General features: G+C 69.8%; 16 protein-coding genes. 9 read left to right on the top strand and 7 right to left on the bottom strand.

Annotation, left to right across the window (positions count from 1 at the left end):
• Positions 1 to 423: 423 nt before the first annotated feature.
• Complete coding sequence (locus ACX938_RS11435; protein ID WP_232753852.1) at positions 424 to 825, bottom strand: hypothetical protein; 402 nt, start codon at positions 823 to 825, stop codon at positions 424 to 426.
• A 9-nt stretch (positions 826 to 834) separates the two neighbouring features.
• Complete coding sequence (locus ACX938_RS11440) at positions 835 to 2037, bottom strand: pyridoxal phosphate-dependent aminotransferase (protein WP_459431149.1); 1203 nt, start codon at positions 2035 to 2037, stop codon at positions 835 to 837.
• 96 nt (positions 2038 to 2133) lie between these two features.
• On the opposite strand from ACX938_RS11440, the gene ACX938_RS11445 reads away from it, so the two are divergent.
• From ACX938_RS11445 to ACX938_RS11460, 4 genes are all read left to right on the top strand, one after another.
• Entirely contained in the window at positions 2134 to 2526 is a 393-nt protein-coding gene (locus tag ACX938_RS11445) for a helix-turn-helix domain-containing protein (protein ID WP_232753854.1), read from the top strand.
• Positions 2523 to 2822: a succinate dehydrogenase assembly factor 2 gene (locus ACX938_RS11450; protein ID WP_459431150.1), complete on the top strand. Its 300-nt coding sequence runs from the start codon at positions 2523 to 2525 to the stop codon at positions 2820 to 2822. Before ACX938_RS11445 ends, ACX938_RS11450 begins: the two co-directional genes overlap by 4 nt.
• A gap of 105 nt (positions 2823 to 2927) precedes the next feature.
• Entirely contained in the window at positions 2928 to 3425 is a 498-nt protein-coding gene (locus tag ACX938_RS11455; protein WP_232753856.1) for a MarR family winged helix-turn-helix transcriptional regulator, read from the top strand.
• Between the two features lie 843 nt (positions 3426 to 4268).
• Positions 4269 to 6773: a GcvT family protein gene (locus tag ACX938_RS11460; protein ID WP_459431176.1), complete on the top strand. Its 2505-nt coding sequence runs from the start codon at positions 4269 to 4271 to the stop codon at positions 6771 to 6773.
• A 107-nt stretch (positions 6774 to 6880) separates the two neighbouring features.
• Here ACX938_RS11460 and ACX938_RS11465 read toward each other — a convergent pair whose 3' ends face one another.
• Together ACX938_RS11465 and ACX938_RS11470 are read right to left on the bottom strand one after the other, a co-directional pair.
• Positions 6881 to 7843, bottom strand: coding sequence for an acetyl-CoA carboxylase carboxyltransferase subunit alpha (locus tag ACX938_RS11465; protein ID WP_459431151.1), 963 nt, complete (start codon positions 7841 to 7843; stop codon positions 6881 to 6883).
• A gap of 70 nt (positions 7844 to 7913) precedes the next feature.
• Positions 7914 to 8516 carry a LysE family translocator gene (locus ACX938_RS11470; protein ID WP_232753858.1) on the bottom strand — a complete coding sequence of 201 codons (603 nt, stop codon included), beginning with the start codon at positions 8514 to 8516 and terminating at the stop codon, positions 7914 to 7916.
• A gap of 324 nt (positions 8517 to 8840) precedes the next feature.
• Between ACX938_RS11470 and ACX938_RS11475 the strand changes: the two genes are divergently transcribed.
• From ACX938_RS11475 to ACX938_RS11495, 5 genes are all read left to right on the top strand, one after another.
• Positions 8841 to 9299, top strand: a complete 459-nt coding sequence (locus tag ACX938_RS11475; protein WP_459431152.1) for a GAF domain-containing protein — start codon at positions 8841 to 8843, stop codon at positions 9297 to 9299.
• The gene (locus ACX938_RS11480) at positions 9296 to 9907 is read left to right on the top strand and encodes a LysE family translocator (protein ID WP_232753860.1); all 612 of its coding nucleotides are present in this window, start codon (positions 9296 to 9298) and stop codon (positions 9905 to 9907) included. The genes ACX938_RS11475 and ACX938_RS11480 overlap by 4 nt, the downstream gene beginning before the upstream one ends.
• 42 nt (positions 9908 to 9949) lie before the next feature.
• Entirely contained in the window at positions 9950 to 10561 is a 612-nt protein-coding gene (locus tag ACX938_RS11485) for a LysE family translocator (protein WP_459431153.1), read from the top strand.
• 215 nt (positions 10562 to 10776) lie between these two features.
• Positions 10777 to 11673 (top strand): homocysteine S-methyltransferase family protein, encoded by an 897-nt coding sequence (locus tag ACX938_RS11490; RefSeq protein ID WP_459431154.1) that lies wholly within the window; start codon positions 10777 to 10779, stop codon positions 11671 to 11673.
• Positions 11666 to 12322, top strand: a complete 657-nt coding sequence (locus tag ACX938_RS11495) for an RluA family pseudouridine synthase (RefSeq protein ID WP_459431155.1) — start codon at positions 11666 to 11668, stop codon at positions 12320 to 12322. Before ACX938_RS11490 ends, ACX938_RS11495 begins: the two co-directional genes overlap by 8 nt.
• A gap of 397 nt (positions 12323 to 12719) precedes the next feature.
• Here ACX938_RS11495 and truB read toward each other — a convergent pair whose 3' ends face one another.
• From truB to ACX938_RS11510, 3 genes are all read right to left on the bottom strand, one after another.
• A complete protein-coding gene (truB, locus tag ACX938_RS11500; protein ID WP_232753864.1) occupies positions 12720 to 13625 on the bottom strand; it encodes a tRNA pseudouridine(55) synthase TruB in 906 nt (301 codons plus the stop codon).
• Between the two features lie 88 nt (positions 13626 to 13713).
• Positions 13714 to 13905 (bottom strand): Trm112 family protein, encoded by a 192-nt coding sequence (locus tag ACX938_RS11505; RefSeq protein WP_232753865.1) that lies wholly within the window; start codon positions 13903 to 13905, stop codon positions 13714 to 13716.
• Complete coding sequence (locus ACX938_RS11510) at positions 13902 to 14546, bottom strand: LON peptidase substrate-binding domain-containing protein (RefSeq protein WP_232753866.1); 645 nt, start codon at positions 14544 to 14546, stop codon at positions 13902 to 13904. Before ACX938_RS11510 ends, ACX938_RS11505 begins: the two co-directional genes overlap by 4 nt.

A 14546-nucleotide genomic window follows, 5' to 3' on the forward strand; every position in this document is an offset into this window, starting at 1 on the left:
GCATTCCCGACCCAAGGCGCTCCGACCAACCAGTCACCCCGCGCTCCCCTTCCACCCTCTCACCCCGCGCCTCCCCTGAAAGGCAAAGGGCGCGCGCCGGACCGGGGGCCGGCGCTGCTGCCCTCAGAGCTTTGCGCTTTATCCATGCAAGGTCAGGACTAAAGACGAACTAAGCACGCCACCCCAAGGAGCGCCGGCCCAAGGGGCCGGTCCGGCGCGCGCCCGGCGCCTGCGGCGCTATTCGGGCGCAAGAAGTGCGTGTTGCAAGAGCGGTTCTTGATGACAGACTGATTGGCTTGCATCAGAAGAAGGCTGGGCCCGGTGGCTGTGGTGCTATTCGGGCGCAAGCGGTGCGCTAACGTTGGACGGTGTGCTCTAGGGCCGAAAGCCGGCCCTCACCGGCCAGCCCAAACACCGCCCCAATCACCCCTTCGTCAGCCGGTCCGCCTTCTTCCGCACCAGCACCGTGCGCAGGTCGTGCATCGCCAGGAGCAGCGCGTCGGTCACCTCGTCGAGCTGCGCGTCGCTGGCGCGGCTCTGGGCCCATTGCGTCGTCAGGTTCATGTGGTCGATCGCCCGGTGGATGTCGTCGATGTCGCGCAGCGCCAGGAGCGCCTTGCGCTTGTCCATCCAGTCGCGGATCTCGGCCAGGTCCTCGTCCGACAAGACCCGGTCGCCCTGCGGCTTGATCTCGCCGTTGCGGATATTGGCCACCGCGATCGGGTCCATGTCGATCCGCCGCTGGCGGTTCTCGGTGTCGATCCGAAAGACCAGCGCGCCGTTCTCGCGGATGCGGAAGTAATACTCGGGAAGATCGCCCGCCATGGCTGGCCCTCACTTCAATCCTGCGCAGAACCGGCGAATCCGCTCACACGCCTGGGTAAGCGCCTCGTCTGAGGTTGCATAGCTGATCCGGAAGTGCGGCGACAGTCCGAAGGCGGCGCCGAAGACCACCGCGACGCCCTCTTCCTCGAGAAGCGCCCGCGCGAAGGTCTCGTCGTCACCGATACGGGTGCCCGCCGCGCTGGTCTTGCCGATCGCCCCCGCGCAGGAGGGATAGACGTAGAAGGCGCCCTCGGGCGTCGGGCAGGTCAGATGCGGCGTGTCGTTCAGCGCGGCGACCACCAGGTCGCGCCGCCGCCGGAAGGCCTCCGCGCGTTCCGCCAGGAAGTCCTGCGGCCCCTCGAGCGCCTCGACCGCGGCCCATTGGCTGATCGAACAGGGGTTGGTGGTGGACTGCGACTGCACCTTGCGCATCGCCGCGATCAGCGGCTCGGGGCCCGCCGCATAGCCGATGCGCCAGCCGGTCATCGCATAGGCCTTGGAGACGCCGTTGACCGTCAGTGTGCGGTCGTAGAGCCGGGGCTCGACCTCGGCGGGCGTGCAGAAGGTGAACCCGTCATAGGCCAGGTGCTCGTACATGTCGTCGGTCAGCACCCAGACCTGCGGGTGCCGCATCAGCACATCGGTCAGCGCCTTCAGCTCGGCGCGCGAATAGCCCGCGCCGGTGGGATTGCTGGGCGAGTTGAAGATGAGCCACTTGGTGCGCGGCGTGATCGCCGCCTCCAGCGCCTCGGGCGTGAGCTTGAAGCCGGTCTCGAGGCCCGCGGGCACCACCACCGGCTCGGCGCCGCCGATCCGCACGATGTCGGGGTAGCTGACCCAGTAGGGCGCGGGGATCACCACCTCGTCGCCGGGGTTCAGGGTCGCCAGGAGCGCGTTGAACAGCACCTGCTTGCCGCCGGTCGAGACCGAGACCTGCGCGGGGCCGTACTCCAGCCCGTTCTCGCGGCGGAACTTGGCGCAGATCGCCGCCTTCAGTTCTGGAATTCCGTCCGGTGCGGTATATTTCGTTTTTCCAGCATGAATCGCCGCAATGGCTGCTGACTTGATGTTGTCCGGCGTGTCAAAGTCGGGCTCGCCGGCCCCCAGACCGATGACATCCCGCCCCTCGGCCGCCAGATCGCGGGCCAGCTGGGTCACCGCGACCGTCGGAGAGGGGGCGACACGGGAAAGCGTGTGAGAGTAGAAGGACATCTGCGCGCCAGTCATTTTTCCAAGTGTCCCATGGTTTTACGGGGGCGGAGACCACGGCGCAAGGCGCGCCCTGCCACGGTGAGGAGAACAGGATTGATGAGCGATTTCGATTGGTACGGCCCCGATGCCGCGACCTTCGGAGACCGGATCGCCGGGGCCCGCGAGGCCGCCGGCATGACGCCTGAACAGCTGTCGCGGCGGCTTGGGGTGAAGCTGAAGACGCTGCAGAACTGGGAGAACGACCTCTCCGAGCCGCGCGCCAACAAGCTGTCGATGATCTCGGGGCTGCTGAACGTCTCGATCATCTGGCTCCTGACCGGCGAGGGCGAGGGCGTCTCGCCGCCGGGCGAGGAGCCCGCCGGCAGCCAGGACCTGCGCGAGGCCATCGCCGAGCTGCGCGCGATCCGTGTCGAGATGCAGGCGCTGGCCGACCGCTCCGCGCGGCTCGAGAAGCGCCTGCGCGCCACCGGCCAGACGGAGCCCGCATGATCAAGGAAACACCCCGCACCGGAGAGCCCCGCGCCGAGCGGATCAAGCGGCTGCGCATGCGCTCGATGCGGCGCGGCATCAAGGAGATGGACCTGATCCTCTCGCGCTTCGCCGAGAGCCGGCTGGGCGATCTCGACGAGGCCGGCCTCGCGGCCTATGACGCGCTGCTCTCCGAGAACGACCAGGACCTCTACCAGTGGGTGACCGGCCAGGTCGCGCCGCCCGAGGAGCACGCCCCGATCGTGGCCGAGATCTCGGGCGCCATCGCTGCCCATCCCTCGGGCGCCGGGGGCTGAGGCAGGGGTAGGGCCAGAGGATGTCCCCGGGGCCCGCCCGGCTTAACCCTTCCTTGGGGGTTTTGCGTTTTCCTGCCGCCAATCGCGCAATTGCGGAGGCGGCGGATGAGCATCATTTCCAGTGTCGGGCGGGCCCAGGGTCCGGGTCAGATGACCTCCTATCTCGACACGCTCGCCATGGTCGAGCGACTGCACCGGCTGCTTCTCGACGTGATCAAGGACGAGTTCGAACGCACCGGCCTGCTCGAGATCAACGCCGTGCAGGCGCTCTTGCTGTTCAACATCGGCGACAACGAGGTCACCGCCGGCGAGCTCAAATCGCGCGGCTACTACCAGGGCAGCAACGTCAGCTACAATCTGAAGAAACTGGTGGAGGCGGGCTACATGCACCACCAGCGCTCCGAGGTGGACCGCCGCTCGGTTCGGGTGCGGCTGACCCGCAAGGGCCACGACGTGCGCCAGCTGATGGAAGCGCTCTTCGCCCGCCACGCCGAAGGCATGACCCGCACCGGCGTCGTCGGGCCCGAGGGCTTCTCCGACGTGCTGCACACCCTGCGCCGGGTGGAGCGGTATTGGACGGATCAGATCCGGTATATTTATTGAGGGTGCGTGGGGCTGAGCGGGGTGCACCGCAGTAGAGGGGCGTAAGGTGCCGGGGCCGTTCGCTGGGAAATGCTCCCGAAAATGTTGGGATTGAGCGTTTCAGCGAGGGTGGCGTGCTTGGCTTGGCCTAGGCTTCGGGTCGGACGGCGGGCCATGCGACGGACCCCTTCGGGCTCCTCCGCGCCGCTCCGAGCTGCGCCTTCCCGCTTTCCAGCCCTCCCAACAGAGGGCGCGCGCCGGACCGGGGGCCGGCGCTGCTGACCTCCGAGCGAAGCGCTTTATCTAAGCAAGGTCAGGACGAACCACAAACTAAGCACGCCTCCCCAAGGAGCGCCGGCCCAAGGGGCCGGTCCGGCGCGCGCCCGGCATCTTCGATGCTATTCGGGCGCAGGAGGCGCGCTTTAGTAGTCCGGCTGGCACAGGATGACGATGAGTAGTCGTCGCAGCGGATAAAGCCACTGCGCTGCTGCCGTTTCCGCGGGTCGACAATCCTTCATGGCAACTCAGGGCGCCGCACTGCAACGCACCGGACTGAACTGCAGCGCACTGCGCTGCACTGCAACGCGCCGGACTGAAGTGCAGCGCATCGTGTATCACTGTGACACCTGCAGCCGCGCCGCACCGCGCCCCTCAACCGCGCGATGCCTCCCGGCCGATCACAGCCACCAGACCTGCCGATCCATCCGCGGGCCCTCCCATCCTCCACCCGCGCCACACCTTCCGACCGACCACCCCGTCACCCCGCCCCGATGTCGCTTTCCCCACATGACAAGTCGGGCGCCGCGTAAGCCCTCTTCGGCTGCCGCGTTAGGACGAGCGGGACAGGACAGGGAAGAAATGCCGATGAAAACCCATGTGAAAGCCCTCGTGGTCGGCGGCGGCGCCGTCGGCACCTCCATCGCCTATCACCTCGCCCGGCACGGCTGGGACGAGGTGATGCTGCTCGAACGCGACGAGCTGACGAGCGGCTCGACCTGGCATGCGGCGGGGCTTCTGCCCTATTTCAACATGTCCTACGCGACGACCCATATCCACGACTACTCGATCCGCTTCTACAAGACGCTGGAGGAAGAGACCGGGCTCAACGCTGGCTTCTCGGTGGTGGGCAACCTGCGCATGGCGCAGTCGAAGGCGCGCATGGACGAATACCTGCTCTATGCCACCACCGCCGAGACCTGCGACGTGCCTTTCGAGTGGCTGACGCCCTCGGAGATCAAGGCGCGCTGGCCGCTTTTGCGGACCGAAGACCTCGAAGGGGCGATCTACCACCCGACGGACGGCTACATTAACCCCGCCGATGTCACCATGGCCATGGCCAAGGGCGCGCGCCAGCGCGGCGTCACGGTCGAGCGCAAGTGGCAGGTCGACGGCTACGAGTGGACCGGCGCGGAATGGCGGGTCTCGGTCTCCAAGATGGTCGAGAAGGGCGGCAACCTGGTGCCTTCGGAAGAGACCGCGGTGATCACCGCCGAACACGTGGTGACCGCCACCGGCAACCACGCGCAGCGCACCGCGCGGATGCTCGGTATCAAGATCCCCGCGATCCCGGTCGAGCACCAGTATATCGTCACCGAGCCCGACCCCGCGCTTGTCGCCTACCGCCGCGAGGGCGGCGGCGAGCACCCGGTGCTGCGCGACGCCGACGCCAAGTGGTACGTCCGCGAAGAGCGCGGCGGCTGGATCCTCGGCCCCTACGAGCGCAACGCCCCGGCGCGCTTCGAATACGGGGTGCCCGACAGCTTCCGCGCCGATCTCTTCCCGCTCGACCTCGAGCGCATCGAGGAAGAGTACATGTCGATGATCCACCGCATCCCCTCGTCCGAGGAGGTCGGCCTCAAGGACGATTACAACGGCCCGATCTGCTACACCCCCGACGGCAACCCGCTGATCGGCCCGGCGCCGGGGCTGCGCAACATGTGGCTGGCCGAGGGCTTCTCCTTCGGGATCACCGCCGCCGGCGGGGCGGGGGAATACCTCGCGCAGATGATGGTCGCCGGCGAGGCCGAGATCGACATGGCCTCGCTCGATCCCAAGCGCTACGGCGACTGGATGACGACCGAGTATGCCGCCCGCAAGAACGAGGAGGCCTACGAGCACGTCTACATCCTGCACCACCCCGACGAGGAGCGCCCGGCCTGCCGGCCGCTGCGCACCGCGCCGGTCTACGACCGCCAGAAGGCCCGGGGCGCGCAGTTCGGCCAGGTCAATGGCTGGGAGCGGCCGAACTACTACGGCCCCGCCGAGGCCGAGGAGGATTTCGACCACGCCGCCCGCAGCTTCCGGCGCGGCGGCTGGTGGGACTACGCCCGCACCGAGGCCGAGGCGATCCGCAACGGCGTCGGGCTGATCGACGCCACGGCCTTCACCAAGCACCTGGTCAAGGGGCCGGGGGCCGCGGCCTTCATGGATTGGTTCACCTGCAACCGCCTGCCCAAGACCGGCCGCATCAACCTGACCTACGCGCTGACCGGGGCGGGCACCACGCGCACCGAATACACCGTGGTGCGTCTGGCCGAGGACAGCTTCTACCTGGTCTCGGCGGGCGCCTGGACGGGTTATGACGGCGACTACCTGCGCAAGGCCGCCGAGGACCGCCGCGAAGACCTGGGCTGGATCGAGGTGCAGGACGTGACCACCCAGTGGGGCGTCTTCGCCGTCGCGGGCCCGAAGTCGCGCGACCTCCTCGGCGCGCTGGTCAAGGACGCCGATCCGGCCACGGTGCTGTCAAACAAGCGCTTCCCCTGGCTGTCCTGCCGCGACATCGAGCTGGGCATGGTGCCGGTGCGCGCCATCCGCGTCGCCTACACCGGCGAGCTCGGCTGGGAGCTGCATCACCCGATCGAGATGCAGACCCACCTCTGGGACCGGCTGATGGAAGCGGGCGAGCCGCTGGGGCTGAAGCTCGTCGGCGCGCGGGCGCAGAACTGGCTGCGCCAGGAAAAGAGCTACCGCGCCTTTGGCCATGAGCTCGGCCGCGACGCCACCCCGCTCGAGGCCGATCTGCCGCGCTTCGTCGACCTCTCGAAGGAGTTCCACGGCAAGGCCGAGATGCAGGCCAAGGGCATCCGCTCGCGCTGCGTCACGGTGCTGATCGACGGGCCCTCGGACGCCGACCCCTGGGGCCGCGAGGCGCTCTATCTGGCGGACGGTACCCGGGTCGGGCGGCTGACCTCGGGCGGCTATTCGGTGGCCTTCGGCACATCCATCGGCATGGGCTACGTGCGCCCCGATCTCGCCAAGGCGGGGCAGGCGCTGCAGGTGCGGATGCTGGGCCAGCTCTGGGACGCGGTGGTGGCCGAGGACAGCCCCTACGACCCGGAGAACGCGCGGATCCGCCAGGACGGCTAGGCGGGCGGGGCTCGCCGCGGCCCGCGCACAAAAAAAGGCCCCGTGCAGCGCGCGCGGGGCCTTCTCGATTGATCGGGGATGCGGGCGCGTCACGCGCCCGTCGCGCGTCAGGCCGCCAGGCCCTTCGAGCCCATCTCCAGGAACTTCTTGCGGCGCGCGGCGACCAGCTCCTCGGGGGAGGTTTTCTCGAACTCGCCCAGCATGGCCTCGATCGCCTCGCCCACGGCGGCGATGGCGGCGGGGCCGTCGCGATGGGCGCCGCCCAGGGGCTCGGGGATGATCCGGTCGCAGATGCCCAGCTTCTTGAGGTCCTGCGCGGTCAGGCGCAGCGCCTCGGCGGCCTCGCGCATCTTCTCGGCATTCTTCCACAGGATCGAGGCGCAGCCCTCGGGCGAGATCACCGAATAGACCGAATGCTCGAGCATCGCGATGCGGTTGGCGCTGGCGAAGGCCACCGCCCCGCCCGAGCCGCCCTCGCCGATGATCACCGACAGGAGCGGCACGCCGATCTGCAGGCATTTCTCGGTCGAGCGCGCGATGGCCTCGGACTGGCCGCGCTCCTCGGCGCCCTTGCCGGGGTAGGCGCCGGGGGTGTCGACCAGGGTGATCACCGGCAGGCCGAAGCGGTCGGCCATGTCCATCAGGCGGATCGCCTTGCGGTAGCCCTCGGGGCGGGCCATGCCGAAGTTGTGGGTCAGCCGCGACTGGGTGTCGTTGCCCTTCTCGTGGCCGATCACCACGACGGGCCGGTCGTTGAACCGCGCCAGCCCGCCCATCACCGCGTGGTCGTCGCCGAAGGCGCGGTCGCCCGCCAGCGGCGTGTACTCGGTGAAGAGGGCGTCGATGTAGTCGCGGCAATGCGGCCGGTCGGGGTGCCGGGCGACCTGGCACTTCCGCCAGGGCGTCAGCTTGGCGTAGAGATCCTTGAGAAGGTTCGTGGCCTTCTTGTCGAGCGCCCGGGCCTCGGCCTCGATATCCATGCCCTCGCTCGAACGCGCCATGGCGCGCAGCTCTTCGGACTTGCCTTCGATCTCGGCGAGCGGCTTTTCGAAGTCGAGATAATGCGTCATCGCGTATTCCCTTTGACCTCGGGCCGATATGCCGCGCGACGCCCTGTTTTGCAACCGGATGCGGGCGCGCTCAGCGCAGGATCACCGGGATCAGCGAGGCGACGAGCAGCCCGGCCATGGTCCAGTTGAAGACCCGCAGCCGCGCGGGCTGCTGCAGGAAGCGCCTGAGCTGGGTGCCAAGCGCGGTCCAGCCGGTGGTCGAGATCGCCGAACAGGCCACATAGGCGGCCACCACCCAGAGCACCGCGCCGAGGCTGCGCCCCGAGGCGTAGAGCGTGATAGCCGAGAGCGCCATGGACCAGGCCTTGGGGTTCACCCATTGGAACGAGGCCGCCTCGAAGAACGACAGGGGCTTGCCCGTGGCGGGGCCCTGGCCGCCCTTCTCGGGGGCGGCGGCATTGGCGATCTTCCAGGCCAGGAACAGCATGTAGCCGACCGAGAGCACCGTGAGGATGGTGTAGAGCGGCGGCCAGAGGTCGAAGAGCCGCATCACCCCGAGCCCGACGCAGAAACACATCGCCGGAAAGCCGAGCCCGATGCCCAGCATATGCGGCACCGTGCGGCGGAAGCCGAAGTTCGCGCCCGAGGCCATCAGCATGAAGTTGTTCGGCCCCGGCGTGATGACGGTGACGAAGGCGAAGGCCAGAAGGGCGGGCAGGAGCTCGGGTATCATGCGGCGCAGAATCCGCGAAACGGCGGATGATGCAATCGGCTTTTTGCGCGGTGGGGGCGGGGCGGTGAACCGGCCCTTGGGGAATTTGGGACGTTGCGGTGGAGGCCCCGAACCAATCCTCGGGAAATTGCGTGGCCGGGGTGCAGCTCCCTAACCGGCCCGGAGGAATATTCGCTGCTGGGGTGCGGCACCCGAATGGGCCCCTCGGAAATTCCGCCGCCGGCGAGCCACCCCCGAACCGCCTCCCCTTAACCGCCCCCGGCCTTGCCGGCGCGGGCCGGGCGCGATAGCCCGGCGGGGTACGGCAGAAAGCGGAGGCAAGCGATGCGCGCGGATTATGACGAGCTGGCCAAGACCATCGGCGCCCTGACCGAGGGCGAGACCGACAGCGTGGCGCTCATGGCGACGCTGGTCTGCGAGCTGCACCACGCCGACGACCGCTTCGACTGGACCGGCTTCTACCGCGTCACCGCGCCCGAGCTTCTGAAGATCGGCCCCTACCAGGGCGGCCACGGCTGCCTGGTGATCCCCTTCGACCGGGGCGTCTGCGGCGCCGCGGCGCGCACCGGCGAGACCCAGCTTGTCGACGACGTGGAGGCCTTCCCGGGCCATATCGCCTGTTCCAGCTCCACCCGTTCCGAGATCGTCCTGCCGGTCCGGACCGGGGCGGGGCGTCTCCTGGGCGTCCTCGACATCGACAGCGATTTGCCCGGCGCCTTCGACGCGACCGACGCCAAGGCGCTGGCGGCGATCCTCAAGACCACCTTCGAGCAGGCGGAATGAGCCCAGCGGACTGGCTCGTCTTCGCGGGCTTCTGGGTGATCTTCGTCACCTCGCCGGGGCCGAACGCGGTCAACTGCATCCAGAACGGCATGAGCCACGGCTTTCTCCGGGCGCTCTGGGGCGTGGCGGCGATCCTGACCCAGGCGGCGCTGTTTCTCGGGCTCTCGGCGCTGGGCATCACCGCGCTTCTGACCAAGGCCCCGGCGCTGTTCCTGGCCGCCAAGGTGGCCGGGGCGGCGGTGCTGATCTGGCTGGGTCTGCGCGGCTGGCGGCGTGCCGCCCAGCCCCTGGCCGCGGAGCCCTCGGAGCGCGGGCGGATCTACGGGCGGGCCTTCGCGGTGGCCACGATCAACCCCAAGAGCGTCGCGGGCTACCTCGCCGCCTTCTCGCAGTTCGTCGCCCCCGACGTGCCGATCGGCCAGCAGATGTGGGTCATCGTGCCGACCGCGCTGAGCATCACCGCGGCGAGCTACGCCAGCTACACCGCGCTCGGGGCCTGGATCGGGCAGGCCGCGCTCGGGGCGGTTGCGAACCGGGTCGTGAGGCGTATCCTCGCGGCCTGTTTCATCTTCTACGGGCTGGCGCTGGGGGCCACGATCTTTGTCTGAGCACTGCATTCCCAACCTCACTCCGACGTCCGCAGGGCGGCCATGATCGCCCTGCCCGAGACCGCGACGCTCCTGGCCTTCCTGGGCGCGGGGCTGGCGGTGAACCTCACCCCCGGGGCGGATGTGATGTTCGCGCTGGCCTCGGGGGCGCGCGGCGGCCCGCGCGCGGGGCTCGCGGCGGCGGCGGGCGTCAGCATCGGCTGCCTGGGTCATGTGCTGCTGGTCGCCTTCGGCGTGGCGGCGGCGCTCCACGCGCTGCCCGGCGCCTTCGAGGTGATCCGCTGGGCCGGGGCGGGCTACCTTCTGTTCCTGGCCTGGCGCGCCTGGCGCGCGCCGCCGGGGGTCACGGGCGAGGGCAGCACCGGGCTTGCCCAGGCCTTCCGGCGCGGGGTGATCACCAATCTTCTCAACCCCAAGGTGGCGCTGTTTATCCTGGCCTTCCTGCCGCAATTCGCCGATCCGGCGCGCGGTCCGGTCTGGTCGCAGCTCCTGAGCCTCGGGGCGCTTTTCGTGGCCACGGCCTTTGTGGTGACCGGCGCCTATGGCGCGGCGGGCGGGGCGCTGCGCCACGTGCTGGCGGCGCGGGGCCGGCTCTTGAACCGGATCGCGGCGCTGGTCTTTGGCGGGCTGGCGGTTAGGTTGGCCTGGGGATAGACCCCGGGGGAGACGTGTCGGGCGGAGCCTCGGGGCCACTGGGTTGGGCCGGGGCCGAACCGAGGAGCCGGACGCGACAGGACCGAAGGCCCGGGGCCGCCAGAAGGGCCTCATCCGGGGCGCGCCCCGGAACCACCAAGACCCGGCGGAACCACCCGCCGGAGACGCACAGACCGGGCCCCCCCCGGTCACGCCAGAAGACGAAAGGAGCGGGCATGGCCAAGATCACATTGCTGGATGGCGGGCTCGGACAGGAGCTGATCCGCCGCTCGGGCGAGGCGCCGACCCCGCTCTGGGCGACGCAGGTGATGATCGACCGGCCCGGGCTGGTGCAGCAGGTGCACGAGGATTTCTTCCGCGCCGGGGCCAGCGTCGCCATGGCCAACACCTATGCGATCCTGCCCGACCGGCTCGAACGCGCGGGCCTCTCGGACCGCATCGAGGAGTTCCGCGCCGCCGCCCTGGCCGAGGCCGAATGGGCCCGCGACGCCCATGGCAAGGGCCGGATCGCCGGCTGCATCGGGCCGCTCGGCGCCTCCTACCGCACCGATGTCTTCCCGGGGATGGAGACCGCGGTCGCCACCTATTCCGAGATCGTCCGCCGCATGGCCCCCGAGGTCGACGTGATCGTCTTCGAGACCCAGGCCACGCTCGAGAACCTCGAGGCGGCGCTGCGCGCGGGCCGCGAGAGCAGCCGCCCGGTCTGGGTGGCGATCACCGTCGACGACGAGGACGGCAGCAAGCTGCGCTCGGGCGAGCCCGTCTCCGAGGCCCTGGCGCTGGCCGAGAAGGGCGGCTGCCAGGCGATCCTCGCCAATTGCTCGGCGCCCGAGGCTATGGGCCCGGCGCTCGACATCCTGGCCCGCTCCGAGCTGCCCTTCGGCGCCTATGCCAACGCCTTCTCGGGGCTGACCAAGGAGTTCCTGACGCCCGACCCGACAGTCGACGCGCTCTCCACCCGGCGCGACATGGGGCCCGAACGCTACGCGGGCTTCGCGCTCGACTGGGTGCGGCGCGGGGCGACCATCGTCGGCGGCTGCTGCGAGACCGGGCCGGACCACATCCGCGCCATCGCCGAGGCGCTGCGCAACGACGGCCACGAGATTGTCTGAGACCCGCGCCGACTACGACCCCCCGCAAGGAGAGATCCCCGTCCTGCACGCCGATCACGAGATCCTCGTGGTCGACAAGCCGGCGGGGCTGCTGTCGGTGCCGGGCAAGGGGCCGGAGCTGGCCGACTGCCTGATCGCCCGGCTCTCGGTGGCCTTCCCCGAGGTGCTCCTGGTGCACCGGCTCGACCGCGACACCTCGGGCGTGATGGCCTTCGCGCTGACCCCGCACGCGCAGCGCCACCTCGGGCTGCAGTTCGAGAAGCGGCAGGTGAAGAAGACCTATGTCGCCCGGGTGACGGGCGAGATGACCGAGCCCCGGGGCGAGGTCGACCTGCCGATCGCCGTCGACTGGCCGAACCGCCCGCGCCAGAAGATCGATCACGCCGAGGGCCGCCCCGCCTTCACCGCCTGGAAGCTGCAACGCAAGGGCGCGGGCGAAAGCCGGGTGCGGCTCTTCCCGAAGACCGGACGCTCGCACCAGCTGCGCGTGCACATGCTGGCGCTCGGCCACCCGATCCTGGGCGATCCGCTCTACGCCGGAGAGGCGGCGGCAGAGCACCCCCGGATGATGCTGCACGCCGAGGAGCTGCGCCTGCGCCACCCAGATGGGGGCCGCGGCATGCAGTTCCGCGCCAAGCCGCCGTTCTAGGGCGCTTTCGAGGTGCTGCGCTGGCTGTGAGGCCGGGGGGCCAGCCCCCCGGCCCCCCCGAGGTATTTTTGCCAAACTGAAGGGCGGGGCGGGGGCGCTGGTTGTGGGGCTGGGCGCGCCGATTTGGAGCGTGGGTCTTGCGGGGCCTGTGGGACCGGGGGCCAGCCCCCGGACCCCCGAGGTATTTTTGCCAAGCTGAAGAGCGGGGCGGCGCGCTGGTTGTGGGCCTGGGCGCGACGATCTGGCGGGGGGCTCTGGTGGGGCCTGCGGATCTGGAAGACAGCCCCGCGGACCCCGAAGAGTGTTCGCCTAGGTGAGGAGCGGAAGCGGGCGCGCGGTTTCACGCGCGGGCCGCTTCGCCCCTACCGCACGAATCCGAGCGCGGGCCGCTTTGCCCCTACCGCGCGAAGACGCGGGCGGGGTGCAACTGGCCGGCCTTGAACCGGCCGACGGCCACGGCGCGGCCTTCGCAGGAGGCCCAGCATTCCTCGCCGTAGTCGATGTCCTGGGCCAGCACCATGCCGGGGTTGCCGTTGCGGATCTTCTGGGCTTCCTCGGGGCTGCAGCGGGTCTCGGGCAGCTCGGTCAGGCCGTGCTCCAGCGGCAGCAGATGGGCGTCGAGCGCGGGGTCCTTGGCCAGCCGCTCAACCTCCTCGAGGCTCAGGCCCTGGGCGGCCTCGAAGGGGCCCGACCAGGTGCGGCGCAGCTCGCGGACATGGCCGAGGCAGCCCAGCCGCTCGCCGAGGTCGCGCGCCACGCTGCGCACGTAGCCGCCCTTGCCGCAGACCATCTCGAGGGTGACGTGGTCGGCGTCGGGACGGTCGATCAGGGTCAGTTCCTCGACCCAGAGCGGGCGGGCGGCGATCTCCATCTCCTCGCCGTCGCGGGCGCGCTTGTAGGCGCGTTCGCCGTCGATCTTCACCGCCGAGAACTGCGGCGGGACCTGCATGATCTCGCCCACGAAACCGTTGAGCGCCTCCTTGATCTCGGCGTCCTCGGGGCGCGCCTCGGAGGTGGCGATGACCTCGCCCTCGGCATCGTCGGTGTTGGTGGCCGCACCCAGGCGCACGGTGAAGCGATAGGCCTTCAGCGCGTCGGTGACATAGGGCACGGTCTTGGTCGCCTCGCCCAGCGCCACGGCCAGGACGCCCGTCGCCTCGGGGTCGAGGGTGCCCGCATGGCCCGCCTTCTTCGCGGTGAGCGCCCAGCGCACCTTGTTGACCACCGCGGTCGAGGTGACCCCCGCGGGTTTGTCGATCACCAGCCAGCCGGAAATGTCACGACCCTTGCGCGCGCGTCCCATGAGACCTCCTTCGGAACAGAGGCGCGGGGCGTAGCCCAGGGCCGCGGGGCTGTCAATTCCGCTTGCGAAAAGGGGCGGGGGGCGGCGCTCAGGCCGGGTCGTCGAGCACCCGCGCCTCGGCGCGCAGCATGACCGGGATGCCGTCGCGGATCGGATAGGCGAGATTGGCGGTCTCGCTGACCAGTTCCTGGCGCTCGGCGTCGTAGCGCAGGGTGCCCTGGCTTTCGGGGCAGATCAGCCCGTCGAGCATGCGGCGGTCGAACCCGGGGCCCTCGGTCATTGCATCAGGTCTCCGTGATCGTCGCCCGAGCGCAGCGCGTATTCGAGAAGCGTCACCAGCGTCTCGCGCCGGGTCGAGAGGCAGGGCGCCTCGAGAAGGGCCTGCTTCTCCTCGGGGTCGAAGTCGAGCAGCATGGCCAGCGAGTTGATCAGCAGCTCGTCGTCGGCCTCTTTCAGGCTCTCCCAGTCGGCGGAAAGCTCGCGGGCCGAGAAGAACCGGTCGAGGATCGACAGGAAGCGGCGGCGGTCGAAGCTGCCGTCCTCCTCGGTGGCGCCGCGGTCGGCCTCGAAGCCGGCCCAGTCGACCCGGGCGCGGCGGTAGGGGGTGAAACCGTCCACCTCCTCGATGAGCCGGTAGCGCGAGATGCCGGTGAGGGTGACCATGTAGCGCCCGTCCTCGGTCTCGGAGAACTGCGTCACCCGGCCGGCGCAGCCGATCCGGTGCAGGGCCTTGTCGTTGCCCGGCACCGGGTTCGGCTGGACCATGCCGATGAGCCGCGCGTCGGTCTTCAGCATGTCGTCGAACATCTGCAGGTAGCGCGGCTCGAAGAGGTGCAACGGCAGATGCGCCCGCGGCAGCAGGAGCGCGCCGGGCAACGGGAAGAGCGCGATTGTCTCGGGTAGATCCGCGAGCCTTGACAT

The sequence above is a fragment of the Roseivivax sp. genome (genome assembly GCF_054552075.1).